This window comes from Pseudomonas sp. B23(2017), assembly GCF_002113725.1.
GTDB lineage: Bacteria > Pseudomonadota > Gammaproteobacteria > Pseudomonadales > Pseudomonadaceae > Aquipseudomonas > Aquipseudomonas putida_Z.
The window spans coordinates 108,830-133,767 of the sequence record NZ_NEJM01000013.1 but is presented as its reverse complement, the minus strand read 5'-3'; the positions used below and the strand labels follow the sequence as shown (position 1 = coordinate 133,767).

General features: G+C 64.9%; 20 protein-coding genes, 1 tRNA gene and 1 pseudogene. 10 read left to right on the top strand and 12 right to left on the bottom strand.

Annotated elements, in window-relative coordinates; translation table 11 throughout:
* Nucleotide 1: 1 nt before the first annotated feature.
* Nucleotides 2–1,927, top strand: a complete 1,926-nt coding sequence (locus CAG46_RS20130; protein WP_075044214.1) for a transglycosylase SLT domain-containing protein — start codon at nt 2–4, stop codon at nt 1,925–1,927.
* 127 nt (nt 1,928–2,054) lie between these two features.
* Here CAG46_RS20130 and CAG46_RS20125 read toward each other — a convergent pair whose 3' ends face one another.
* Both CAG46_RS20125 and CAG46_RS20120 read right to left on the bottom strand, forming a co-directional pair.
* Nucleotides 2,055–2,858, bottom strand: a complete 804-nt coding sequence (locus CAG46_RS20125) for an MOSC domain-containing protein (protein ID WP_085617222.1) — start codon at nt 2,856–2,858, stop codon at nt 2,055–2,057.
* Nucleotides 2,859–2,914: 56 nt separating this feature from the next.
* A complete protein-coding gene (locus tag CAG46_RS20120; protein ID WP_015269524.1) occupies nt 2,915–3,850 on the bottom strand; it encodes a chemotaxis protein CheV in 936 nt (311 codons plus the stop codon).
* A 349-nt stretch (nt 3,851–4,199) separates the two neighbouring features.
* On the opposite strand from CAG46_RS20120, the gene CAG46_RS20115 reads away from it, so the two are divergent.
* The 3 genes from CAG46_RS20115 to CAG46_RS20105 all read left to right on the top strand — a co-directional run bounded on the left by CAG46_RS20115 (nt 4,200) and on the right by CAG46_RS20105 (nt 6,630).
* On the top strand, nt 4,200–4,709 hold the full coding sequence (locus tag CAG46_RS20115; RefSeq protein WP_085617285.1) for a histidine kinase: 510 nt from the start codon (nt 4,200–4,202) through the stop codon (nt 4,707–4,709).
* A gap of 375 nt (nt 4,710–5,084) precedes the next feature.
* Nucleotides 5,085–5,981: a sensor histidine kinase gene (locus tag CAG46_RS20110; RefSeq protein WP_084785094.1), complete on the top strand. Its 897-nt coding sequence runs from the start codon at nt 5,085–5,087 to the stop codon at nt 5,979–5,981.
* On the top strand, nt 5,971–6,630 hold the full coding sequence (locus CAG46_RS20105) for a response regulator transcription factor (RefSeq protein ID WP_025338317.1): 660 nt from the start codon (nt 5,971–5,973) through the stop codon (nt 6,628–6,630). Before CAG46_RS20110 ends, CAG46_RS20105 begins: the two co-directional genes overlap by 11 nt.
* Here CAG46_RS20105 and yegS read toward each other — a convergent pair.
* Nucleotides 6,614–7,501 carry a lipid kinase YegS gene (gene yegS / locus CAG46_RS20100; RefSeq protein ID WP_085617220.1) on the bottom strand — a complete coding sequence of 296 codons (888 nt, stop codon included), beginning with the start codon at nt 7,499–7,501 and terminating at the stop codon, nt 6,614–6,616. The two genes, CAG46_RS20105 and yegS, sit on opposite strands and share 17 nt — an antisense overlap.
* A gap of 405 nt (nt 7,502–7,906) precedes the next feature.
* On the opposite strand from yegS, the gene CAG46_RS20095 reads away from it, so the two are divergent.
* Nucleotides 7,907–9,133: a glycosyltransferase family 4 protein gene (locus CAG46_RS20095; protein ID WP_085617218.1), complete on the top strand. Its 1,227-nt coding sequence runs from the start codon at nt 7,907–7,909 to the stop codon at nt 9,131–9,133.
* A 9-nt stretch (nt 9,134–9,142) separates the two neighbouring features.
* On the opposite strand, the gene glp is transcribed toward CAG46_RS20095, so the two are convergent.
* A complete protein-coding gene (gene glp / locus CAG46_RS20090) occupies nt 9,143–10,330 on the bottom strand; it encodes a gephyrin-like molybdotransferase Glp (RefSeq protein ID WP_085617283.1) in 1,188 nt (395 codons plus the stop codon).
* Between the two features lie 22 nt (nt 10,331–10,352).
* The gene (gene moaB / locus CAG46_RS20085) at nt 10,353–10,892 is read right to left on the bottom strand and encodes a molybdenum cofactor biosynthesis protein B (RefSeq protein ID WP_025338313.1); all 540 of its coding nucleotides are present in this window, start codon (nt 10,890–10,892) and stop codon (nt 10,353–10,355) included.
* Nucleotides 10,893–11,080: 188 nt separating this feature from the next.
* On the opposite strand from moaB, the gene CAG46_RS20080 reads away from it, so the two are divergent.
* Complete coding sequence (locus CAG46_RS20080) at nt 11,081–11,302, top strand: YgdI/YgdR family lipoprotein (protein ID WP_025338312.1); 222 nt, start codon at nt 11,081–11,083, stop codon at nt 11,300–11,302.
* An 80-nt stretch (nt 11,303–11,382) separates the two neighbouring features.
* Nucleotides 11,383–11,459: transfer RNA gene (locus CAG46_RS20075), tRNA-Pro, on the top strand.
* Between the two features lie 200 nt (nt 11,460–11,659).
* Here CAG46_RS20075 and mqo read toward each other — a convergent pair.
* The 4 genes and pseudogenes from mqo to CAG46_RS20055 all read right to left on the bottom strand — a co-directional run bounded on the left by mqo (nt 11,660) and on the right by CAG46_RS20055 (nt 17,114).
* Entirely contained in the window at nt 11,660–13,234 is a 1,575-nt protein-coding gene (gene mqo, locus CAG46_RS20070) for a malate dehydrogenase (quinone) (RefSeq protein WP_085617216.1), read from the bottom strand.
* A 308-nt stretch (nt 13,235–13,542) separates the two neighbouring features.
* On the bottom strand, nt 13,543–14,247 hold the full coding sequence (locus tag CAG46_RS29370; protein WP_371917556.1) for a methyl-accepting chemotaxis protein: 705 nt from the start codon (nt 14,245–14,247) through the stop codon (nt 13,543–13,545).
* Between the two features lie 228 nt (nt 14,248–14,475).
* Nucleotides 14,476–14,586, bottom strand: a pseudogene (locus CAG46_RS29365) (hypothetical protein); the annotation flags it as partial.
* Between the two features lie 764 nt (nt 14,587–15,350).
* Nucleotides 15,351–17,114: an ABC transporter transmembrane domain-containing protein gene (locus tag CAG46_RS20055; protein WP_085617281.1), complete on the bottom strand. Its 1,764-nt coding sequence runs from the start codon at nt 17,112–17,114 to the stop codon at nt 15,351–15,353.
* Between the two features lie 213 nt (nt 17,115–17,327).
* Between CAG46_RS20055 and CAG46_RS28940 the strand changes: the two genes are divergently transcribed.
* On the top strand, nt 17,328–17,501 hold the full coding sequence (locus tag CAG46_RS28940) for a PA1571 family protein (protein ID WP_170929323.1): 174 nt from the start codon (nt 17,328–17,330) through the stop codon (nt 17,499–17,501).
* A 175-nt stretch (nt 17,502–17,676) separates the two neighbouring features.
* Here the strand turns inward: CAG46_RS28940 and pdxB are convergent, their stop codons facing one another.
* The 3 genes from pdxB to rlmM all read right to left on the bottom strand — a co-directional run bounded on the left by pdxB (nt 17,677) and on the right by rlmM (nt 21,045).
* Nucleotides 17,677–18,819, bottom strand: a complete 1,143-nt coding sequence (gene pdxB, locus CAG46_RS20050) for a 4-phosphoerythronate dehydrogenase PdxB (RefSeq protein ID WP_025338308.1) — start codon at nt 18,817–18,819, stop codon at nt 17,677–17,679.
* A gap of 60 nt (nt 18,820–18,879) precedes the next feature.
* On the bottom strand, nt 18,880–19,122 hold the full coding sequence (gene tusA / locus CAG46_RS20045; RefSeq protein WP_003248727.1) for a sulfurtransferase TusA: 243 nt from the start codon (nt 19,120–19,122) through the stop codon (nt 18,880–18,882).
* Nucleotides 19,123–19,980: 858 nt separating this feature from the next.
* Nucleotides 19,981–21,045: a 23S rRNA (cytidine(2498)-2'-O)-methyltransferase RlmM gene (gene rlmM, locus CAG46_RS20030; protein ID WP_085617209.1), complete on the bottom strand. Its 1,065-nt coding sequence runs from the start codon at nt 21,043–21,045 to the stop codon at nt 19,981–19,983.
* Between the two features lie 216 nt (nt 21,046–21,261).
* On the opposite strand from rlmM, the gene acnA reads away from it, so the two are divergent.
* Nucleotides 21,262–24,003: an aconitate hydratase AcnA gene (acnA, locus tag CAG46_RS20025; RefSeq protein WP_085589411.1), complete on the top strand. Its 2,742-nt coding sequence runs from the start codon at nt 21,262–21,264 to the stop codon at nt 24,001–24,003.
* Between the two features lie 157 nt (nt 24,004–24,160).
* A complete protein-coding gene (locus CAG46_RS20020; RefSeq protein WP_085617207.1) occupies nt 24,161–24,937 on the top strand; it encodes a CPBP family intramembrane glutamic endopeptidase in 777 nt (258 codons plus the stop codon).
* Nucleotide 24,938: the final 1 nt, after the last annotated feature.

Genomic DNA, 24,938 nt, shown 5'->3' with positions numbered 1-24,938 from the left:
CATGCGCAGCCGCCTGTTACATATTGCATCCTGCCTGCTGCTCACCGCCGCCACCTGCGCGGCGCAGGCCGCCGACCTTACCCTGCAACGCCAATACTATGACGAGGCCAAGCGCGCGCTGGCCAAAGGCGACAAAGGCCCGTACCTGCGCTATGCCCAGGCCCTCAGCGACTACCCGCTGACGCCCTACCTGGCCTACGACGAACTCACCGCCCGCCTGAAAACCGCCAGCAACCAGGAAATCGAAGGCTTCCTCGCCAAGCATGGCGACCTGCCCCAGGCCAACTGGATGAAGCTGCGCTGGTTGCGCTGGCTGGCCGAACGCGGCGAATGGAACACCTTCGCCAAGTACTACGACCCCAAGCTCAACTTCACCGAACTGGACTGCCTCAACGGCCAGTACCAGCTCAGCCACGGCCTGCGCGCCGAAGGTTTTGCCACGGCCGACAAACTGTGGAACGTCGGCAAGTCGCAGCCGGCCACCTGCGACACGCTGTTCGGCATGTGGGCGGCCGAGGGCCAGCTGACCGAGGCCAAGCGCTGGCAACGCACCAAGCTGGCGGCCCAGGCGCGCAACTACGGCCTGGCCAACAACCTGGTCAAGACCCTGACCACCCTTGCCCCGCAAGGGCGCCTGCTGGTCGATGTGGCGCAGAAACCCGAGCTGCTCAACCAGCCGTCGCGCTTCACCCCGGTCAACGAGGCCATGTCCGACGTGGTCAGCCTCGGCCTGCGCCGCCTGGCCCGGCAGGACCCGGAGCGGGCCATGGCGCTGCTCGACGACTACGCACAGCGCATGCACTTTTCCCGTGACGAGAAGGTGGCCATCGCCCGTGAGATCGGCCTGACCCTGGCGCGCCGCTACGACCCGCGCGCACTCGACCTGATGACCCGCTACGACCCCGAACTGCGTGACAACACCGTCAGCGAATGGCGCCTGCGCCTGCTGCTGCGCCTGGGGCGTTGGGAAGACGCCTACGAACTGACCCGCCGCCTGCCCCAGGACCTGGCCAGCAGCAGCCGCTGGAAGTACTGGCAAGCGCGCAGCCTGGAGCTGGCACAGCCGAACAACCCTCAGATCCCGCTGCTGTACAAGACCGTGGCGCGTGAGCGTGACTTCTACGGTTTCCTCGCCGCCGACCGGGCACAGACCCCTTACCAGCTGAACAACAAGCCGCTGGTGCTCAGCCCGCAGCTGGTCAACAAGGTACGCAACACCCCGGGCATCCGCCGTGCCCTGGAGTTCCACGCCCGTGGCCAGATCGTCGAAGGCCGCCGCGAGTGGTACCACGTCAGCCGCCACTTCACCCGCGACGAAATGGTCGCCCAGGCGCGCCTGGGCTACGACCTGCGCTGGTACTTCCCGGCCATTCGCACCATCAGCCAGGCGCAGTACTGGGACGATCTGGACATCCGCTTCCCGATGGCCCACCGCGACACCCTGGTGCGCGAGGCCAAGGTCCGCGGCCTGCATTCAAGCTGGGTATTCGCCATTACCCGCCAGGAAAGCGCGTTCATGGAGGATGCCCGTTCCCCGGTGGGTGCCAGCGGCCTGATGCAGTTGATGCCGGCCACGGCCAAGGAAACCGCGCGCAAGTTCAGCATCCCGCTGGCATCCCCGGCGCAAGTGCTCAACCCGGACAAGAACATCCAGCTGGGTGCGGCCTACCTGAGCCAGGTGCACAGCCAGTTCAACGGCAACCGGGTACTCGCTTCGGCAGCCTACAATGCCGGGCCCGGGCGCGTGCGGCAGTGGCTCAAAGGCGCCAAGCACCTGAGCTTCGATGTGTGGGTGGAGTCGATCCCGTTCGACGAAACGCGCCAGTATGTGCAGAACGTGCTGTCGTATTCGGTGATCTATGGGCAGAAGCTGAACTCGCCGCAGCCGCTGGTGGATTGGCATGAGCGGTACTTCGATGACATGTGATTGCTAGTGAGCCTGTGCCGGCCTCTTCGCGGGTAAACCCGCTCCCACAGATTTCACCGGTCCTGAATGCGGTGCAGTACCTGTGGGAGCGGGTTTACCCGCGAAGAGGCCGGCACATGCAACACAGCTACTCCAGGATTTCGACCTGCATCCCTGCCTCCAACCACCCACTGCCATCCACCGCCAGGTTCTGCCCGAACAGCACATCCCCCTCCTTCTCACGGAAGGTCCTGAGCGTGGCCATCGGCTCGCGGTCCTCGCTGCGCTCGCCGGTAGCCGGGTCGATGGTGGTAAAGATGCAGCGCACACTGGGCTTGAGCACGCGAAACTCCAGGCTGCCGATACGAATCCGCTTCCAGCCATCTTCGGCAAACGGTTCAGCCCCCTGCACCACCAGGTTGGGCCGAAAGCGCAGCATCTCCATGGGCCGTCCGATACGCCGCTCGAGTTCGTCCAGCGAACCCTGGCCGATCAGCAACAACGGGAAACCGTCCGGGAACGCCGCCCGGTCACTGTTGAAGCCATAGCCATTGGGCAGGTAACGCGCGCGCTGCTCCGGGCAATGCACCAGGCGCACGGCCTTGCCCAGCAGCTGGCTCAGCCAGGCCGCCGCCGCATCGCCCGCATCCGGCACGCGCAGGGTATCGCGCCAGATGGTCACGCCGCGCAGGGCGTCATCGGCAGGCGGCACAGGCACCCGCAACGGTGCCTGCCCAGGTGCTTCCAGCAGCAACTGGCCGCTGTCATCATCGCTAGCCTTGATCTGGCCTAGCCGAGGCCAGGCGCGCTGGGTAAGGAAGCGTCCGTTTTCTTCCTCCACCACCATCCAGCGCCGGTCACCCTGCAACCCCAGCAATCCCACCGGTGAAGCCTGCAGGCGTTGCGCCTGCCCCGACTTCACCGGGTACCGATACAGCTCACTGAGAAACATCCCTGCCGCCTCGCGTCATGCCAAAACGCCAAGCTTATACCCGGCAGGGGCCGGGATCACGCGGTAGCGGCATCCAGCAACAGGCGTTGCTTGACCACGTCGACCAGGCGATCGGGCTGGAACTTGGACAGGAAGTTGTCGCAGCCCACCTTCTTCACCATGGATTCGTTGAAACTACCCGACAGCGAGGTGTGCAACACCACGTACAGCTGGCGCAAACGGGCATCGCCACGGATCTCGGTGGTCAACCGGTAGCCATCCATTTCCGGCATCTCGGCGTCGGTGAACACCATCAGCAGCTTCTCGCACACGTCCTCACCAGCGTCAGCCCAGCCCTTGAGCATGCGCAGCGCCTTCAGGCCATCACTGGCCACGTGCAGCTTCACGCCCAGCTGGGACAGGGTGTCGCGCAATTGCGCCAGGGCCACGCTGGAGTCGTCCACCAGCAGCACTTCGCGGCCACGGGCACGGGCCAGCACCGGGTCGGCGAGCTTGTCGCCGGAAACCCGCGCGTTGTACGGCACGATCTCGGCCAGCACCTTCTCCACGTCGATCACTTCCACCAGCTTGTCATCGACCTTGGTGATGGCGGTCAGGTAATGCTGGCGGCCGGCACTGGATGGCGGCGGCATGATCGCTTCCCAGTTCATGTTGACGATGCGGTCGACACCGCCCACCAGGAAAGCCTGCACCGAGCGGTTGTATTCGGTGACGATGATGGTGCTGTCCGGCCCCGGCTGCAGCGGGCGCATGCCGATCGCCTGGGACAGGTCGATCACCGGCAGGGTCTGGCCGCGCAGGTTGACCACGCCGCAGACGAAAGCGTGGCGCTGGGGCATCAGGGTCAGCTTGGGCAGTTGCAGCACTTCCTGCACCTTGAACACGTTGATCGCGAACAGCTGGCGGCCGGCCAGGCGAAACATCAGGATTTCCAGGCGGTTCTCACCCACCAGTTGCGTGCGTTGGTCTACCGTGTCGAGAATGCCAGCCATTGGAAAGCCCCCAGGCTTGAGTCGGAAAAAGTGAAATCATCCACCCTGTATCGGCGGCTTCACGCACACCTTGACCCTTGCGGGAAAATGCCGTGAAGGCGATTGATATCACTTTACCATCATGCTTTACTGCGGGAAGCCGGGTGATTAAGCGGGACAGTAAAAGTTCCCCACCTGAGGCCCTTATCAGGGAAACCCTTAGCCACAATCGGGTGCAACCTGATGTTCGCGATATCCTTTAGCCATTAATGTGACGCCATTCTCATTGCATGAATGGAGTCAGGCTTTTGCTAGCTATCGTTTTGGCGTGCCCGTCCCCTGCGCCCGCCCCACGCGCGGGGGCATCATGATGGACAGCGCCTTGTCGTTCGATAACGCCCTGCAGGGGTTCCTGCTGGATGCCCAGGTACTGCTGACCCAGGCCCAGGAATGCCTGCAGCATCTGGAGCTGATCGACAACGACCCGGATGCCTGCCACTGCCTGGACAACGCCCTCGACAACCTTGCTCGACAGGCCACACACCTGGGCCTGCGCGAAGTCGCCCATTACACCACCGCCCTGCAGCAGTTGCTGGCACCGGCCTGCCAGGTCGGTCGCCTGCAGCGCGAAGCCCTGCCCGCGGTAGGGGCCTGCCTGACCCTGCTGGCCTGGCAACTGGAACTGGTCGACCCTTGCACCGGGCGGCTCAACCTGGACATCGGCGAGCAGCTGGTACTGCTGGGTGAACTGGCCAAGGCCGTGCAGCAAACGTTTGCACAACCCTGCACCTCCTGCGACGAGCAAGGCAACGTGTGCATCCACCCGCATACCGAGACGGCAGGCAGTACGCACTCCGGCCGCTCATCTGCCACATATTGAACTGGCTTGAAATGCAGCCGGGCACGTTTATTCAGGCCCACCCAGGTCGAACTTGGAAAGTTCTCGAAGTTTTCCAGGTTGCCGGGGGCCAAGTTGAATCAACAGCGCGCAAGTTCAATGGCAAGTGCCTGTTGTGCGATCAAGCCAAGTGGCACTTTGCTACCCTCCAGCGCCCGCCCCGCAGGCGTTTCATAGCGTTACCCGATCGCGACCAATGCACTGCGAAGTGGTAATATGCGGCCCCACAAACGCTTGCGACCTGCAGCAAGGTCGCAAGATCACGTGTTCGAAAGAAAATAGAAAGTACTGCTCCAAAGCCTCTGACATGGATTGTGCAAGGCCTCCATCAGCAATACTTCAGTGGCTTCCCTACCTATGTTTCCACGCTTGAAGACTTCTTTGCGGTGCTGCTTCCGCACTACCCTGCTGCGCTGGGCGACGGTCGGGCTGTGCGTGGCTTCGCTGGTCGCCACCCTGTCGCTGTACCTGACCGACCAGGCGATCCCGGCCAGCCTGTTGCTGCTGCAGCTGGCCGCCACGCTGGGCGCTGCCGTGCACCTGGCCCTGGGCGCCAGGTCGATCAACCTGCGCCCGGCGGAACTGGCCGAGCGCATGCTCAAGGTCCAGGAAGACGAGCGCCAGCACCTGAGCCGGGAATTGCACGATGACATCGGCCAGCTGCTCACCGCCGCCAAGCTGCAACTGCAGTGGCTGCAGAAGCGCATGCCCGATGACCTGCAAGGCCACTGCGACGCCCTGCGCAGCACGCTGGATGACACCCTGGGCAACGTGCGCGATGTCTCCGCCCTGCTCAACCCGCGGCAGCTGGCCAGCCTGGGCCTGGAGGCCAGCCTGCGCGCACACCTGGTGCGCACCCTGGGCAACAGCGGCGTGCACTGGAGCCTGGCGTGCAACCAGCGCCTGGGCGGCATCGACGAGGCCGTGGCCATGGCGGTGTTCCGCATTACCCAGGAAGCCGTGACCAACATGCTGCGCCACGCCCAGGCACGCAACCTGGTCGTCCGCCTGCAGCGCACCCCCGAGGGGTTGGCGTTATCGATCCACGACGATGGCCGCGGCTTCGTGCCAGCCAGGCAACCGGCCGAAGCAGGCCAGCGGGGCTTGGCCGGCATGCAGGAGCGGGTAACCGCGTTGCAGGGCAGCCTGGACATCACCAGCCAGCTCGGCCTGGGCACGCGCATCGAGGCAATGTTCCCATGGCCACCGCGCACCCAGGAACGCGCCAGGAGTACTGCAACCCATGACCTGTAGACTGCTGCTGGTAGACGACCACTCGCTGATCCGCGCCGGGGTGCGCGCACTGGTCTGCGACATCCCCGGCTATGACGTGATCGGTGAAGCCGACGACGGCAGCCAGTTGCTCGAACAGGTGCGCACGCTGGCGCCGGACATCGTCTTGCTGGACATCTCCATGCGCTCGACCAGCGGCCTGGACGCCCTCACCCAACTGCGCGCCAGCGGCAACACCTGCAAGGTGCTGATCCTGTCGATGCACACCGACCCGGACCTGATCATGCGGGCCCTGGAAAGCGGCGCCCACGGCTACCTGCTCAAGGACACCAGCGCCACCGAACTGGAACAGGCCCTGGCCGCGGTGCGCAACGGCGAGCGCTACCTCAGCCCAGCCATCGCCCATACGGTCATCAACCAGGCGCTGCAGCACGCCAGGCAGGGCAAGCAACCCGCGGGCGAGCGGCATAACCTCACGGCGCGACAGCTGGAGATCCTGCGCCTGATCGTGCGTGGCAAGTCCACCCGGGAAATCGCCACCGGCCTGGGCCTGTCGATCAAGACCGTGGAAACCCACCGCTCGCAAATCATGAAACGCCTGCAGATCCATGATGTGGCCGGCCTGGTGCTGTTCGCCGTGCGCGAGAAAATCATCAGCCTGGACGACTGAGCAACGGCGACCCGTCCGGCAGATGCAGGCGCAGTGCAGCGGGCCTGGCCTGGAAGCGCAACTTGTCGGCCTGCACCGGCTCGCCATCAAGGTTGATGTCCAGGCCCTGCGAGCACTTGATCTCGACCCAGGGCAACCTGGCCCTGACTAACAACCCGTTGCCAGACAACAGCTCACGCAGCGCCCCGACCATTTCCTGGGGTGCCGGCAGGATGGCGATATCGAGCAAGCCGTCGTCCACCAGGGCCTCGGGGCACAGCACTTGCCCACCCCCGGCCTGGCGGCCATTGCCGATCCCCAGCGCCAGCAGGTCACCCTGCCAGTCGAAGCCCGGCCCTTGCAGCTCCACCGAGGCTGCCTGCAGTTCGCTGAAGCGCGACAAGCCAGTGAACAGGTAGGCGGCCGCGCCCAGCACTTTCTTCAGGTCTTCGGAGGTGTTGGCCGTGACCTGGCTGCCAAAACCGCCCGTGGCCATGTTGAGGAACAACTGGTCGCCGGCCTGGCCCAGGTCTATTGGCCGTGCGGGTATGTTCAGCAGTGCCAGGGCGGTGGCAGGCTCCAGGGGTATGCCGGCGGCCTTGGCAAAATCGTTGGCCGTGCCCAGCGGCAACAACGCCAGGCTGGCCTCGGTACCTGCCAGCCCCATGGCCTCGGCGACATCACGCAGCGTGCCATCGCCGCCTCCGGCGACGATATGGCCGTAGCCGGCGGCCAGCGCCTCGGTGACCAGGCGCTGCGCGTCGCCGGCCTCCCAGGTGACCCGCACATCCAGTACCCAGCCGCTGTCGCGCAGGCCATGCACGGCGCTGCGCACGTCTTCGTTCATGGCCTGCTTGCCGTGCAGGATCAGCATTGCCTTGCGCCCTTGCATGTGCGCGCCTCCGTGAAGTGATCAACCAAGATCTCGACCCTTTGCAATTGCGGATCGTTGCATGCGCCCGAAAAAATAGCAGGCCAACGCGATCAGTTTTTGTAGGAGCGGCCTTGTGTCGCGATAGGGGCGCGAAGCGGCCCCACATTTTTAGCTTCGCTGCGGAGATTGCCGGGGCCGCTCTGCGGCCCTATCGCGACACAAGGCCGCTCCTACAAAAATTGACCGCGTGGGCCGGACGTCAACCGACAAGCGTTGGCCGGTCTTTTCCCACACACCTGGCAATGCACGGCTATGCTCAGCAGATACACTTTATTGCCACGGACGCGCCCCCGGCAGTGGTTCTACCACTGCTGCCCACGGGCGCGTCTTGCTATCCGCGGCCTTTAGCGAGGATTCCGGGTCATGCGCATTCTCTGGACACTGCCGTACCTGCCCTGGCCAACCACCAGCGGCAGCAAGACCCGGCAATACCACCTGATGCGCGCACTGGCACAGCGGGGCCATCGGATTACCCTGCTGGTGCAATCGAAGATCCCGCTCGGCGATGCCGCCCGCGAAGCCCTGGAACCGCTGCTCGAGCGCCTGATCGTGCTGCCCCGTCGGCCCCTGCACAGCCCGCTGAACCTGCTGGCCTCGCCGATCATCGCCTACCCCATGCGGGCAATCATCAATGGCCTGGCCCCTTGCCTGCGGCACCGCTTCGAGCAATTGCTGGACGAGCCCTGGGACGTGATCCAGATCGAACACAGCTACAGTTTCCAGCCCTTCGAAAAGGCCCTGCAGGCACGCGGACTGCCGTACATGCTCAGCGAGCACACCTTGGAATCGGTGATGGGCGGCGCCAGCCACGATCGCCTGCCGCTATGGCTGCGCCCGCTCAACGCCTTCGACCGCTGGCGCTATCGACGCTGGGAACAGCGGGTATTGCGCCAACCCACCGAACTGGTGGCAGTCAGCGCCCACGATGCCGAATTGATCGCGCAGATCAGCGGGCGCCCGGTGAACGTGGTGGTCAATGGCGTGGACTGTGATTTCTACCAGCACGTGCAACCCGCGCTGCACAGCCAGCGCCTGCTGTTCGTTGGCAACTTCGAGTATGGCGCCAACCTGGAGGCCATCGAATGGGCGCTGGAAGACATCATGCCGCAGGTCTGGATGAGCAACCCGGCGGTGCGCCTGGCGATTGCCGGGCATGCCATGCCGGCCAGCTGGAAACTGCACTGGAACGACCCGCGCATCGAATGGTTCGGCTACCGCCCCGACCTGCGTGAACTGCAGCGGCGTTCGGCACTGTTCTTCGCGCCGCTGCGCTATGCCGGTGGCTCCAAGGTGAAAATCCTCGAAGCGATGGCCGCCGGCTTGCCGGTGATCACCACCGGCAAAGGCGTTTCAGGCCTGGCCGCGAACAATGGTGAGCACTACCTGGGCAGTGAGGATGGCGACCAGCTGGCCCTGCTGATCACCCAGTTGCTCAACCAGCCCTGGCGCATGAGCCAGTTGAGCGACGCCGGGCGCCAGTTCGCCCGCCAGCGCCACGACTGGAGCGTGGCCGCCCAGCAACTGGAGAACGTGCACATGCGCCTGGCACTGGCGGCACCGGCCGAGGCCACGCCGCTGGCCAGTGCCTGACGGGGCCGCTCAGCCAAGTAGTTCGCTGAAGGGGATGAACGGCACGCTGTCACCCTGCTTCGGCGTACTGCCTTCGCGCACCTCCACCAACCCTTCGGCCCAGGCCGCACTGCGCAGCACGCCAGAGCTCTGGTTCTTGTAGATGCGCACCTGGCCCTGTTCGATGCGGGCGCGCAGGTACTCGCGGCGCGTGCCGGCCTTGGGCCAGTCAAAGCCGGCCGGCATGTCGAAGCGCAACGGCGTGACATCGGCCACGCCCTGACGCCGCAACAGGTAGGGCCGGGTCAGCAGGCCGAAGGTGACCAGGGTCGAGGCCGGGTTACCCGGCAGGCCGATTACCGGTACGCCCTGGAAGTGGCCGAAGGTCAGCGGCTTGCCCGGTTTGATCGCCAGCTTCCACAAGGCCAGCTCGCCGGCTTCGCGCAGGGCGGCGCCGAGGTAGTCGGCCTCCCCCACCGAGACACCGCCGGTGGACAGGATCAGGTCGACATCGCCCAGCTCGGCCAGGCAGCTACGGGTGCGCGCCAGGTCATCCGGCAGGATGCCCGCATCGACCACGTCGCAGCCCAGCCTCTGCAGCCAGCTGACCAGCAGCCGGCGATTACTGTTGTAGATCTGCCCCGGCCCCAGCGGCAGGCCGGGTTCGACCAGTTCGTCACCGGTGGACAACACCGCCACCCGCACCTTGCGCACCACGTCCAGCCGGCCATGGCCCAGGGTCGCGGCCAGGCCCAGCTCGATCGGCCCCAGCCGGGTGCCGGCGCTCATCACCTGTTCGCCCTTGCGGGTTTCCTGGCCCTGGGGACGAATGTTCTGCCCGGTCTTCAGCGCTTCGAGAAAGCGTACCCGGCCATCCTCCGACACTTCGGTGTTTTCCTGCATCTCGACGCAGTCGGCACCTTCAGGCAGCGGTGCCCCGGTGAAGATGCGCGCGCAGGTGCCCGGTTGCAGCGGCTGCGGCGCATGGCCGGCGAAAATCCGCTGGCTGACCGGCAGTGGTTCGCCCTGCCAGTCGGCCAGGCGCAGGGCGTAACCGTCCATGGCACTGTTCGGCCAAGGCGGCAGGTCGAGCGAGGCCACCAGGTCGGTGGCCAGCACACGGCCCTCGGCCTCGGCCAGCGGCAGGTTCTCGGTGTCGCGGATCGGTGCCGCTTCGGCCAAAGCCAGCAGCTGCTCCAGGGCCTGTTCCACCGGCATCAGCGGCCGGGCCTGGCGGACCTCAGCCACGGCTGTCGCAGGCCGCTGCCTGCTTCAGGTGCGGCACGAAGTTGCACGGGCGATGGCGGGCATCCAGCTGCTCGGCGAGGATACCGTCCCAACCGGTGCGCACCGCGTTGGTCGAACCCGGCAGGCAGCACACCAGGGTACCGTTGGCCAGCCCGGCCAGGGCGCGCGACTGCACGGTGGAGGTGCCGATGTCGGCCACGGAAATCTGCCGGAACAGCTCACCAAAGCCTTCTACCTGCTTGTCCAGCAGGCAGGCCACGGCCTCGGGCGTGCTGTCGCGGCCGGTAAAGCCGGTGCCGCCGGTGATCAGCACCACCTGCACGCTGTCATCGGCAATCCAGGTGGCGACCTGGGCGCGAATCTTGTACAAGTCGTCTTTCAGCAGCACGCGCTCGGCCAGGCGATGGCCAGCCGCGCTCAGCCGGTCGACGAACAGCTGGCCGGAGGTATCGGTGTCGAAAGTACGGGTGTCGCTGACCGTGAGCACGGCGATGTTCAGCGGCACGAAGGGGGTATCTGCCTTGGCTTTCATGGGGGTCCGTCACAAGAAGATGGGATGGCCGCAGTTATAACACAGCACACGCCCATCACAGCGTGACGCCCGTGGCCCTTGCCCTCGATCAATGCCCCGGGTTTGCCGCTATGCTGCACTGTAGACGGAACTTGCGTGGACGCCCTGCGTCTTAATGTCATCTAGCACCATCGCACTGGAGAAACACGATGATTCAACGGACCCTACCCGCCTTCCTGCTCGCCTTGGGCCTGGGCGCCCTCGCTGGCTGCGCATCGCCAACCGTCATTACCCTGAACGACGGTCGCGAAATCCAGGCCACCGACACACCGAAGTTCGATGAAGACTCCGGTTTCTACGAATTCGAGCAGCTGGACGGCAAGCGCACACGCCTGAACAAGGACCAGATCCGCACCGTCAAAGAGCTCTGATCGCAGCCTGTTTTTTGCAAAGGCCCTTTTAACAACAAGGGCTTGCGTGCAAAAAAAGTATGCAGTAGGATTTCCTTCATCGGAGTGTAGCGCAGCCAGGTAGCGCGTCTCGTTCGGGACGAGAAGGCCGCAGGTTCGAATCCTGTCTCTCCGACCAAATCCTCGTCAAAAAGCCCGCCTAGTGCGGGCTTTTTGTTGCGCATTGAAAAGTGCCCTGCCCCAGCGCGCGCCCCTTTGTGGGAGCGGCCTTGTGTCGCGAAAGGGCTGCAAGGCAGCCCCCAGCAACTTGTGCAGCCTGGCTGAAATCCTGGGGCCGCGTTGCGACCCTTTCGCGACACAAGGCCGCTCCCACATGTGTCAGTGCGACACCTCGGCCTCCACCGGCACATACAGCAACTGCAGGCGCTCACTGCTCCAGGCCCGGGTCTGGTTGGTCAGCGCCAGGTTGTTGTTCAGCTTCTGCCCATAGCTTGGCACGATTTCCTTGAGCCTGGCCTGCCAGGCTGGCGACTGGATACGGTCCTTGAAGGTCTTTTCCAGCACGGTCAGCATGATCGGCGCCGCGGTCGAGGCACCCGGCGATGCCCCCAGCAATGCAGCGATGCTGCCGTCCTGGGCCGCCACCACTTCAGTACCGAACTGCAGCACACCGCCCAGTACCGGGTCCTTCTTGATCACCTGCACCCGCTGGCCGGCCTGCAGCAGCTTCCAGTCTTCGTTCTTGGCGTTGGGGAAGTACTCGCGCAGCGCGTTCATGCGGTCATCGAAACTGAGCATCAACTGCCCCATCAGGTAGGTGCTGAGGTCGATGTTGTCGATACCGGCATTGACCATCGGCAGCACGTTGTGGCTGTTCAGCGAGGCGAACATGTCCAGCAGCGAGCCGTGCTTGAGGTACTTGGTGGAGAAGGTGGCGAACGGGCCGAACAGCAGCACCTGCTTGCCATCGATCATCCGCGTGTCCAGGTGCGGTACCGACATCGGTGGCGCGCCGACCGAGGCCTTGCCGTACAGCTTGGCCTGGTGGCGGGCGACCAGGTCGGGGTTGTCGGTCATCAGGAACTGGCCACCGACCGGGAAGCCGGCATAGCCTTCAGCTTCAGGGATGCCCGACTTCTGCAGCAGCTTCAGCGCGCCACCACCGGCACCGATGAACACGAAGCGGGCGTTGACGGCCTTTTCCTCGCCGCCATTGGCCAGGTCGGCCACCCGCACATGCCAGGTGCCGTCGTCGTTGCGCACGATGTCGCGCACTTCATGACGCAGGTTCAGCGACACATTGGGGTTGCGGGTCATCGCCGCGAACAACTGGCGGGTGATTTCGCCAAAGTTCACGTCGGTGCCGATGGCCATGCGCGTGGCGGCGATTTTCTGCTCCGGGTCACGGCCTTCCATCACCAGCGGTGCCCACTTGCGGATCTGCTCGTGGTCTTCGGAGATTTCCATGCCGCGGAACAGCGAGCTGTGCTGCAGGGCGTCGACGCGCTTGTGCAGGAAGGCGACGTTGTCGTCACCCCAGACAAAGCTCATGTGCGGCACGTTGTTGATGAACGACTTCGGGTTGCTGAGCACGCCCTGCTCGACCTGGTAGGCCCAGAACTGCTTGGACACCTCGAACTGCTCGTTGACCCCAACGGCCTTGCTGATGTCGATGCTGCCGTCTTTACCGACGCTGGTGTAGTTCAGCTCGCAGAACGCGGAGTGACCGGTACCGGCGTTGTTCCAGGCGTTGGAGCTTTCTTCGGCCACCTGGTCCAGGCGTTCGTAGACGTCGACCTTCCAGGAAGGCTCCAGCTCGGTGAGGTAGGTGCCCAGGCTGGCACTCATGATGCCACCGCCAATCAGCAGCACATCGACGGTCTTTTCCGGCTCCGCGGGTTTGGAGCAGCCGATGACGCCCAGGCAGAGGAACGTCAGCAGGAATTTCTTCATTGATGTTATCCAGTTGTTGTGTACACGCGCGCCGCCTTGAGCAGGGAACGTGCCAACTGGGTCTGGAGCAGTGAATACAGGGGGCGGGCGATGGGGTAGATGGCGACAATCCGCCAGAGGGCATTGGAATGAAGCAGTGGAAGTGGCGGGTTTCCCCAGTAGCCAACCTGACGCCGCACCGTTGTGGGAGCGGCCTTGTGTCGCGAAAGGGCCGCGTAGCGGCCCCAGGATATCAGCGTCCATGCAGAGATTGCCGGGGCCGCTTTGCGGCCCTTTCGCGACACAAGGCCGCTCCCACAAGAGCCGCGTCAGGCGGTGAGGCGGGAGGTGACTTCACCCAGCTGCCCCGACAACCCATGCAGGCGCTGCCCCGCCCGTTCGGTATGCTGCACCGCCTGCTGGTTGGCCGTGGCGATGCGGGTGATTTCGATCAGGTTGCAGGAAATGTCCTCGGCCACGCTGGTCTGCTCTTCGGCCGCCGTGGCGATCTGCCGGTTCATGTCGCGGATCGCTTCCACTGCCAGGGTGATGCGCTGCAGCATCTGCCCGGCCTGCTGCACCTGCTCGGCACCCTCCTCGCTGCGCTGCTGGCCGCTTTCGATGGCCTTGACCGCCTCCACCGCCCCAGACTGCACCGCTTCGATGATCTGGTGGATCTCGGCGATCGACGCCGCCGTGCGCTGGGCCAGGCTGCGCACTTCATCGGCGACGACCGCAAAACCTCGCCCGGCCTCGCCGGCACGGGCCGCTTCGATGGCCGCGTTGAGCGCCAGCAGGTTGGTCTGCTCGGCAATGCCACGGATCACTTCGAGCACTTTGCCAATGCGCGTGCTGTCATGCTCCAGGTCGCGAATCACCGCCGCCGTGCCGGCAATTTCGCGGTTGACCGCGCCGATGATGTCGATGGTCTGCTGCATCACCTGCTCGCCCGCCTGGGCACTGTGGTCGGCGTCGTCCGCCGCGCGGGCGGCCTCGGCGGCGTGGCGCGCGACTTCCTGGGCGGTTGCGGACATCTCGTGCATGGCCGTGGCCACCTGGTCGGTGCGCTGGAACTGGTCATGGGTACCACGGGCCATGTCGCCGGCGATGCTGCGCAGCTGGCCGCTGGCACCTTCCAGTTCCTGGGCGTTGTCCTGCAGCCGGCCGACCGTGTCGGCGAGGAAATCGCGCAGAGTGTTGGCGGCCCGCGCCAGGCGGCCCAGTTCGTCCTCGCGGCGGCTGTCTACCCGGGCGGCAAAGCGGCCCTGGCTCAGCTGCGCGACATAGTCGATCAACTGGCGGATCGGCTCGACCAGGCTGCGGTTGACCAACCACAGGCTGAGCAGCCCCACCAGCACGGCCGAAGCCAGCATCACCAGCAAGCCCAGCCATACCGTGCGCTCGGCGCCGGCACTCAGGCTGGCGGCGTGCTGACGGGCTTCGGCACGCAGTTGCTCGACCAGTTCGCTCATCTGCTCGCTGGCGGCGCGGTCCACGCCCTTGACCGCCTGGTCGCCGGCTACCGGGTCGCCGCCCGCCGCCAGGAATGCCTGGCGCCCCTGCGCATAGGCCTGGCCCAGCTGCCGGTGGCTGTCACGCAGTTGCTGCAGCGGCGCCTTGAGCCTCGCGTCGCTGCTGTCGATCAATTGCCCGAGCAGTTGCTGCACCTGTTGCTCGCGAGCCTGGAACTGCTGCCAGTACTTGTCCATGTCAGCCGGCTGGCGCCCGCGCAACAGCACATTCTTCCATTCCTGCACCTGGATCTTGAACTGCAGGTTGGCTTCGTCGATCAACTGCGAGGCCCGCAGCGGCCCGTCGACCAGCTCGGCGTAGCCGCGCACGCTGGACGAGAGGAACTGGAAGCACACCAGGGCGATCAGCAACATCGCCACCAGACTGCCGCCGAGCAGGGAGAGGATTTGCACTCTGAGGGATTTACGCAACATCTTGGATCTCGGAAAGCAGGAGGAAGACCGGGGGCCGCGCGAGTTGGCAATGGGGTGCAACGCAGCCCGGTTACTGGCAGGCCAAAAAAAGGCTGCCATCAAGCAATGGCAGCCAGGTCGAGCACTTACGCAACAGTTGAGCTAGATACTCTCAGGCAAATACTACAGAAATGTTACAACGCCACTACAAGCTACCCCGTGGTGAACTGCAAGGCCGCCAGCCGGGCATACAGCGGGCTCTCTTCGATCAGCTGGCGATGCGTCCCCACCGCCACCAGCCTGCCCTTGTCGATGACCGCGATACGGTCGGCATGCTGGACCGTAGCCAGGCGATGGGCGATCACCAGGGTGGTGCGCCCGGCCATCAGGCTGGGCAGCGCCTGCTGGATCAGGTGTTCGCTTTGCGCGTCGAGTGCGCTGGTGGCTTCGTCCAGCAACAGGATCGGCGCATCGACCAGCAACGCACGGGCGATGGCCAGGCGCTGCCGCTGCCCGCCGGACAGACCAATGCCGCCCTCGCCCAGCGGTGTCTGGTAGCCCTGCGGCAATTGCCGGATGAATGCGTCGGCATGAGCACCCCGGGCGGCTGCCTCGACCTCGGCCAGGGTCGCCTCGGGCCGGCCATAGCGGATGTTGGCCTCGACCGTGCCGCGAAACAGCGAGGGGTTCTGTGCCACCAGGGCGAACTGCTGGCGCAGGTGATCGGGGTCGAGTTCGGTGATCGCCCGGCCATCGAGCAGGATGCGCCCCTGCTGGGGGTCGTAGAAGCGCAGCAACAAATCGAACAAGGTCGACTTGCCCGCCCCCGACGGGCCCACCAACGCCACGGTCTGCCCCGGCTCGATGGTCAGGCTCAGGCCATCGACAGCCGCCACCGAGGGCCGTGACGGGTAGGCGAACACCAACTGCTGCAGCTCGATGCGCCCACTGGCCCGCTGCTGCGGCAGCATCTGCGCCATGGCGGGCGGCAGGATGGCGCTGCGCGCCGCCAACAGTTCGGCAATGCGCTCGGCGGCGCCCGCCGCCCTCTGCAACTCGCCGATCACCTCGCTGAGGGTGCCGAAGGCGCTGCCGACGATCAGGCTGTAGAACACGAAGGCGGCCAGTTCGCCCGCGGAAATACGCCCGGCGATCACGTCCATGCCGCCAACCCACAACATCACCCCCACCGCTCCAAGAACCAGCACGATTACCAGGGTGATAAGCCAGGCGCGCTGGGCAATCCTCTGCCGGGCCACGGCAAACGCCGCTTCCACCGTGCCGGCGAACAGCTCGCGGTCATGCGCCTGGTGGTTGTAGGCCTGCACGGTCTTGATCTGCCCGAGGGTCTCGGCCACATAGCTGCCCACATCGGCCACCCGGTCCTGGCTCTGCCGCGACAGGCTGCGTACCCGGCGGCCGAACAGCAGGATCGGCGCCAGCACCAGCGGCAGGGCCACCACCACGATACTGGTGAGCTTGGGGTTGGTGATGAACAGCAACACCACGCCACCGATGACCATCAGCGCGTTGCGCAGGAACATCGACAGCGAAGAGCCGATTACCGATTGCAGCAAGGTGGTGTCGGCGGTCAGCCGCGACTGGATCTCGGAGCTGCGGTTGTCTTCGAAAAACCCGGGATGCAGGCCGATCAGGTGGTCGAACACGGCTCGACGGATATCGGCCACGCAGCGCTCGCCGATCCACGACACCAGGTAGAAGCGGCTGAAGGTACCCACCGCCAGTGCCACCACCAGCAGCAGGAACAGGCCGATGGTCTGGTTGAGCTGATGCGCGGAGCGGGTCATGAAGCCCTGGTCCACCAGCAGGCGGATGCCCTGCCCCATGGACAGGGTGATGGCGGCGGTGACTACCAGGGCCAGCAAGGCCAGCAGCACCTGGCGACGGTACGGACGGACAAACTGCCAACCCAGGCGCAAGGCGCGGCGTTGACGCGGGGAAACCGATTCGGGCATGGCGCTGACCACATTGGCGGGGAAACCGCAGCCTACCACTCATCCACGCCTGTGGAACCCTTGCAGGGTTGCTATAGCCTATCGGTCTAACCAGGCTATGGAGCTTTACTGCCGTTTCTGTTCGACTGTGCCTGCCGTGACCCTGCAGGTACTGTCACAGGCCAGTCACGGCACAGGGTTAACCTGCGCTTGAACCTGATGAGGAGACAATACATGAGCTTGCAGCATGGCAGCGACAACCAGAAGCCCCGGACTACCCCACAACCGCAGGTGTGCGGTTCGATCATCGATGCCCAGGGGCGCGAAGTACCGATCACCGAGCAGATGATCCAGCAGGCCTGCAAGGCCTTGGAAGAAAGCCGGGTAGAGCGCGTACGCAAAGGTTGATCGGCGAATTCTTGCAACCCGGCGCTTGCGCCGGGTTTTTATTTGCCTGAATCCTGTACCGGCCCTTTCGCGGGTAAACCCGCTCCCACAGGGACAACACAAGCCTTGAGGTCAGCGGGCTACCTGTGGGAGCGGGTTTACCCGCGAAGAGGCCGGCACAGCTTTCAAATGGCTGTCAGACCAACACCCCACCCAAGGCACTGACCAGCTGCGCCAACTGCGGCGACTCCCCGCGCAAGCGCACCGCCAGCCCCTCGATCTCGCGCCGTGGCGGGTACTGCTTGCGCAACTGGTCGAACGCTGCACGCTGCTGCTGCGGGTCGTCGCTGAGGCTGCGGCGGAAATCGGCATCGTCGCGGCGTGGGTCGTACACCGCGCGGCACAGGGTGGCCAAGGCCCAGGCCGGGTCGGTGCTGGCATCCAGCTCGATCTGCGCCAGCGGCGGCCGGGGCAGCAGGTCGGCCAGTTGCACCTGTTCATCCACACCGAGGAAGCGGCACAGCGCCTGGTAGATCTGCGCCGTACCACGCTGGCGGCCGTCGAGGCTGTAGCCGGCAATGTGCGGCGAAGCCAATGTGCACAGGTCGGCCAGTTGCAGGTCGACCTGCGGCTCCCCCTCCCACACATCCAGCACCGCATGCAGGTCTTCGCGGTCCAGCAGCAGTTCGCGCAGGGCGGCGTTGTCCACTACAGGGCCACGGCTGGCGTTGACCAGCCAGGCCCCCGGGCGCAACTGCGCCAGCTGCGCCTGGCCCAGCAGGTGCCAGGTCGGGTGCTCGCCGCCACGCTGCAACGGGGTGTGCAGGCTGATCACATCGCACTGTTGCAGGATGGTTTCGAGGCTGACGTAGTCACCGCCCTCGGCGGCCTGGCGCAGCGGGTCGCATACCAGTACCTTCCAGCCCAGGCCATGCAGCACCCGCACCAGGCGGCCGCCCACCTCACCCGCGCCTACCACGCCATACACGCGCTCGGGCAGTGCCACGCCATCCAGTTCTGCCAGGGTCAGCAGGCTGCCCAGCACGTAATCGACCACGCCGCGGGCATTGCAGCCCGGTGCGCTGCTCCAGTGGATGCCGGCCTCGGCAAAGTAGTTCAGGTCGAGGTGGTCGGTGCCGATGGTGCAGGTGCCGACAAAGCGCACGCGGCTGCCTTCGAGCAACTGGCGGTCGACCTTGGTCACCGAGCGCACCAGCAGGATGTCGGCGTCCTTTACGCTGGCGGCATCGAGGCTTCGGCCCGGGTAACGACGGATTTCGCCGAAACCCTGGAAGAAGGCATCGAGCAGCGGGATGTTCTCGTCGGCAACTATCAGCATGGCGCTCTCCTGTCTGGGGAACGCAGTGTAGGCGCAACGCCGGGCGTGTTCCAGAGCGGCTCAGTCGGCTTTCTTGCGGATCCAGTACAGGAAGGTACCGGCGTCTTCCTGCTGCTGCAGCAGTTCGTGGCCGAGGAAGTTGCAGAACTTGGGGATGTCGCGGCGGGTCGAGGGGTCGGTGGCGATGACCTTGAGCAGGCCGCCAGCGGCCAGGTTGCGCACGTGCTGGTGCAGCATCATCACCGGTTCCGGGCAGTTCAGGCCGGTGGCGTCGAGGATGGCATCGGGGGTGAAATCGGTCATGGGGGACTCCGCAAATGATCGCTATTGTCGCGCATCGCGCGACGTGGTCCAAGCACCGCCTGTGAAGACGCGCCCTGCTCCTGCTCTTGATCTTGATCTTGATCTTGATCTTGATCTTGATCTTGATCTTGATCTTGATCTTGATCTTGATCTTGATCTTGATCTTGATCTTCGCGACTTCAGGAGGCCGAGCAGAGGGCTTGCGGAGGGAGGTGACGGGCATGGATGCCCGTCAAGCGCTGAGGCCCCATGGATGGGGCCTGCAGCGCGTACTCCCGGGAGCAAGACCGGCGCGAGGGTACCCCGGAGCGCAGCGTAGGGGCCGGATGATGGGAGCGCAGCGTTTTTTGGTTACTTTTTGCCGCGTTTGGCAAAAAGTGACTCGCCGTAAGGGCGAAAAGGTGAGTCAGCGTCGCCATCGTAAATGGACTATGCGCGAGATCAAAACCAGTACTTTTCCGCTCTTCGCTCTTCGCTTTCAAGCGTGGGCATCAACAACAAGGTCAACATTCATTTTCGAAGGTGGCGCTTATTCACCTTTCCGCCCTTACGGCGGGTCACTTTTTGTCAAACGCGACAAAAAGTAACCAAAAAACGCTGGCTCCTATCATCCGGCCCCTACGCTACGCTCCGGGGTTCCCTCGCTACGGGCCTGCTCCCGGGAGTACGCGCTGCAGGCCCCATCCATGGGGCCTCAGCGCTTGACGGGCATCCATGCCCGTCACCTCCCTCCGCAGTCCCTTCGCTCGGCCTCCTGAAGTCGCAATCGGCGGCGCCTGAACTATCGCGCGCTTAGAAGCAAAAGCCGAAGCAAGAGCAAGAGCAAGAGCAAGAGCAAGAGCAAAGCGGTTCGCTGTGCTAGCGCGGCTTCAAGTCCAATCGGCGCAGATGGCAGGTCACTTCCTCTCGGTCGTGATACAGCTGCTTGCAAGCAATCGACACCTTGATCTTGCGCGCCTTGAAGGTCGCCTCCATGCGGTCGAGCAGCCGGCGTACTTCGGCATAGCGCTGTTTCATCGGCAGCTTCAGGTTGACCACAGCTTCACGACACAACCCCTCGCCCAGCCAGGTCTCGATCAGCGAGGTGGTACGCGCCGGTTTCTCGACGATGTCGCACACCATCCAGTCCACCGGCTGCTTCGGTTGCCAGGTGAAACCATCGGCCATCAGGTGCTGAACCAACCCGGTGTCCATCAGGCTTTCGGCCATCGGCCCGTTGTCGATGGCGGTCACCAGCATGCCCCGGCGCACCAGCTGGTAGGTCCACCCACCCGGCGAGGCTCCCAGGTCGACACCGGTCATGTCATCGCCCAGGCGCTGCTCCCACTGCTCGCGCGGGATGAACTGGTGCCAGGCCTCTTCCAGTTTGAGCGTCGAGCGGCTGGGCGCCTCGCGGGGGAATTTCAGGCGCGGGATGCCCATGGGCCACAGCGCACTGTTGTTGGCCGGGGCAACACCGGCAAATACCCGGCGGCCGCTGATGAAGGTGAGCAGCAGGCGTGGGCGGCTGGGGTCGTCGACCAAGCGGCCGGCCTTTTCCAAAGCCTTGCGCAGCGGCACCTCGAACTTGCGGCAGAAGGTGGACAGTTCCTTGCCTTCGTTGCTGTCCAGCACCTCCAGCCACAGGCTACCGAACACCGGGAGCCCGGCCAGGTGCGCCAGCAGCACACTGATGCGGTCGCTTTCAGGCAGTTCGACATAACCGCCACGGGCCCACTGCCGCGGGAAAATCAGCTGGTTGAAGCGCAGTTCCCCCATCAACCGCTCGACACCGCCCTCCTCGCTACAGACAAACTCGGCACTGGCACTTTGCGGCTTGCCTTTGGCATAGCCGGCAACACCCAGGCGGGCGGCATGTTCGCTGATTTCGGCGCACACCTCACCCTCGAAACCGGGCCGGCAATGCATGAACAGGGTATTCATCTCTCACTCCACTTCGGCTGGCGCGCCACAGGCGCCGGCAAGGCGGCGATGATAAAGGAAGATCGGAACCTGCGACACGCCCCGCCGGTCCAGAAAAGGGTCAGGTAGCGCAAAGCGGTCTAACCTGACCTTTCAGCCAGGTCCGTGCCGTGCGGATCGATACAGAGCGGTGCCACCGGCAGATCTTGCCAGGCACCGGCGCAGAAGGAGTTGGCAATGCCCTCGCTCGATAGCCTGAATACCCTCAAATCCCTACAGGTCGGCGACAAGACCTACCACTACTTCAGCCTCACCGAAGCCGCCCGCCAACTGGGCGACCTGCAGCGCCTGCCCATGTCGCTGAAGGTGCTGCTGGAAAACCTGCTGCGCTGGGAAGACGGCAAGACCGTCACCGGCGACGACCTGCGCGCCCTCGCCCAATGGCTGGGCGAGCGACGCTCCGACCGCGAGATCCAGTACCGCCCGGCGCGGGTGCTGATGCAGGACTTCACCGGTGTGCCGGCCGTGGTCGACCTGGCCGCCATGCGCGCAGCCATGGCCAAGGCCGGCGGCGACCCGCAGCGGATCAACCCGCTGTCTCCCGTGGACCTGGTGATCGACCATTCGGTGATGGTCGACCGCTACGGCACGCCGCAGGCCTTCAGCGAGAACGTCGACATCGAAATGCAACGCAACGGCGAGCGCTATGCCTTCCTGCGCTGGGGCCAGAGCGCCTTCGACAACTTCCGCGTGGTACCGCCGGGCACCGGCATCTGCCACCAGGTCAACCTCGAATACCTCGGCCGCACCGTCTGGACCCGTGAGGCCGATGGCCGCACCTACGCCTTCCCCGACACCCTGGTCGGTACCGATTCGCATACCACCATGATCAATGGCCTGGGCGTGCTCGGCTGGGGCGTGGGCGGCATCGAAGCGGAGGCAGCCATGCTCGGCCAGCCGGTGTCGATGCTGATCCCCGAAGTGATCGGCTTCAAGCTGACCGGCAAACTGCGCGAAGGCATCACCGCCACCGACCTGGTGCTGACTGTGACGCAGATGCTGCGCAAGAAGGGCGTGGTGGGCAAGTTCGTCGAGTTCTATGGTGATGGCCTGGCCGAGCTGCCCTTGGCCGACCGTGCGACCATCGCCAACATGGCCCCGGAATACGGCGCCACCTGCGGCTTCTTCCCGGTCGACCAGGTGACCCTGGACTACCTGCGCCTGTCCGGCCGCCCCGAGGCGACCGTGCAACTGGTCGAGCAGTACTGCAAAGCCCAGGGCCTGTGGCGGCAGCCCGGCCAGGAGCCCCTGTTCAGCGACAGCCTGGCGCTGGACATGCATGAGGTCGAGGCCAGCCTGGCAGGGCCCAAGCGGCCGCAGGACCGGGTAGCCCTGGGCCAGGTCAGCCAGGCCTTCGACCACTTCATCGAACTGCAACCCAAACCGCTGGCCAAAGAGGTCAGCCGCCTGGAAAGCGAAGGTGGCGGCGGCGTGGCGGTGGGCAACGCCGACCAGGCCGGGGAGATCGACTACAGCCATCAAGGCCAGACCCACACCCTGCGCGATGGCGCCGTGGTGATTGCCGCAATCACCTCGTGTACCAACACCTCCAACCCCAGCGTGATGATGGCCGCCGGGCTGGTGGCGAAAAAGGCCCTGGAAAAAGGCCTGCAACGCAAACCCTGGGTCAAGAGCTCGCTGGCGCCGGGCTCCAAGGTGGTCACCGACTACTTCAAGGCCGCCGGGCTCACCACCTATCTGGACCAATTGGGGTTCGATCTGGTCGGCTATGGCTGCACCACCTGCATCGGCAACTCCGGCCCGCTGGATGAAGCGATCGAAAAAGCCATCGGCAGCGCCGACCTCACGGTGGCTTCGGTGTTGTCGGGCAACCGCAACTTCGAAGGCCGCGTGCACCCGCTGGTCAAGACCAACTGGCTGGCCTCGCCGCCGCTGGTGGTGGCCTATGCCCTGGCCGGCAGCGTGCGCCTGGACCTGACCCGCGACCCGTTGGGCACCGGCAAGGATGGCCAGCCGGTGTACCTGCGCGATATCTGGCCCAGCCAGCAGGAAATCGCCGCTGCCGTGGCCAAGGTCGACACGGCGATGTTCCACAAGGAATATGCCGAGGTGTTCGCCGGCGATGCACAGTGGCAGGCCATCGAGGTACCGCAGGCGGCCACCTACGTGTGGCAGGCCGACTCCACCTATATCCAGCATCCGCCGTTCTTCGACGACATCGGCGGGCCACCCCCGCAGATCACCGACATCCAGGGTGCGCGGATCCTGGCGCTGCTGGGTGACTCGGTGACCACCGACCACATTTCCCCGGCCGGCAACATCAAGGCCGACAGCCCGGCCGGGCGCTACCTGCGTGAGCAGGGCGTGGAGCCCCGCGACTTCAACTCCTACGGCTCGCGGCGTGGCAACCATGAAGTGATGATGCGCGGCACCTTCGCCAACATCCGCATCCGCAACGAAATGCTGGCGGGCGAAGAAGGTGGCAACACCCTGCACGTGCCCAGTGGCGAGAAGCTGTCGATCTACGACGCGGCCATGCGCTACCAGCAGGAAGGCACTCCGCTGGTAGTGATCGCCGGCCAGGAATACGGCACCGGCTCGAGCCGCGACTGGGCGGCCAAGGGTACCAACCTGCTGGGGGTCAAGGCGGTACTGGCGGAAAGCTTCGAGCGCATTCACCGCTCCAACCTGGTAGGCATGGGCGTACTGCCGCTGCAGTTCAAGGCCGGGCACAACCGCAAGCAACTGGGGCTGACCGGCAAGGAGAAGATCGATGTGCTTGGCTTGAACGGCGCACAGATCCGCCCGGGCATGAGCCTGCCCTTGCGCATCACCCGCGAGGATGGGCAGCAGGAGCAGATCGAGGTGCTGTGCCGGATCGATACCGTGAATGAGGTGGAGTACTTCAAGGCGGGGGGGATATTACATTATGTGTTGCGCCAGCTGATTGCGGGCTGAGGCGGGTATGCTTGGGGCTGCTGTGCAGCCCATCGCCGGCAAGCCAGCTCCCACAGGTAAGTACAGCCCTCAGCCTTGATGCTATCCCTGTGGGAGCTGGCTTGCCGGCGATGGGCCGCGCAGCGGCCCCAATATTGTTCAACGAGAAGGACCACTCGTGCCTCGCTTCCACCTGATCGCACTTTTACTCTTGGCGCTCGGCTACACCCTCACCCTGAGCCAGGGCAACCTCGGCATCACCACCCTGCCCACCTTTTTCGCCCTGCTTGCCAGCGCCTTGCTCGCTCGCCGCCCCCAGCGCTGGCAACAAGCCCTCGGCCACACGTTGTTCATCCTCCTGGCCATCGCCCTGGCATTACACTGGCTGCCCGGCTTCAACGCAGCCAAGGTCATCGACGGCGTCATCCTCAGCCCCGGCGCCCTGCCCTTTACGATGTACCTGAACCTGGACAAACCGCTGATCGGCGCCTGGCTGCTGCTGGCCTGCCCTTGGCTGTTCCTGTGGCGCAGCCAGGGCCTGGCGACCAGCCTGCTGTACGCCCTGCCCCTCACCCTGCTCGCCTGCCTGGGCGGCGCCTGGGCACTGGGCATGCTGGCCTGGGCCCCTAAATGGCCCAACCAGGCCTGGCTCTGGCTGCTGAACAACCTGCTGCTGGTAAGCCTGACCGAAGAACTGTTGTTCCGCGGTTACATCCAGGCCGGCCTGCAACGGCTGCTGCGCCACCAAGGGTTGGCATTGTTCGCCGCCGCCTTGCTGTTCGGCCTGGCCCACCTGGGGGCCGGCTGGCAATGGGTGTACCTGGCCACCCTTGCCGGTATCGGCTACGGCCTGGCGTACCGCTGGGGCGGCGTGGCGGCGGCGGTGCTCTGCCATTTCGGCCTGAACCTGGTGCACTTCACTCTGTTCAGCTATCCGATGCTGGCTCTTAGCTAGC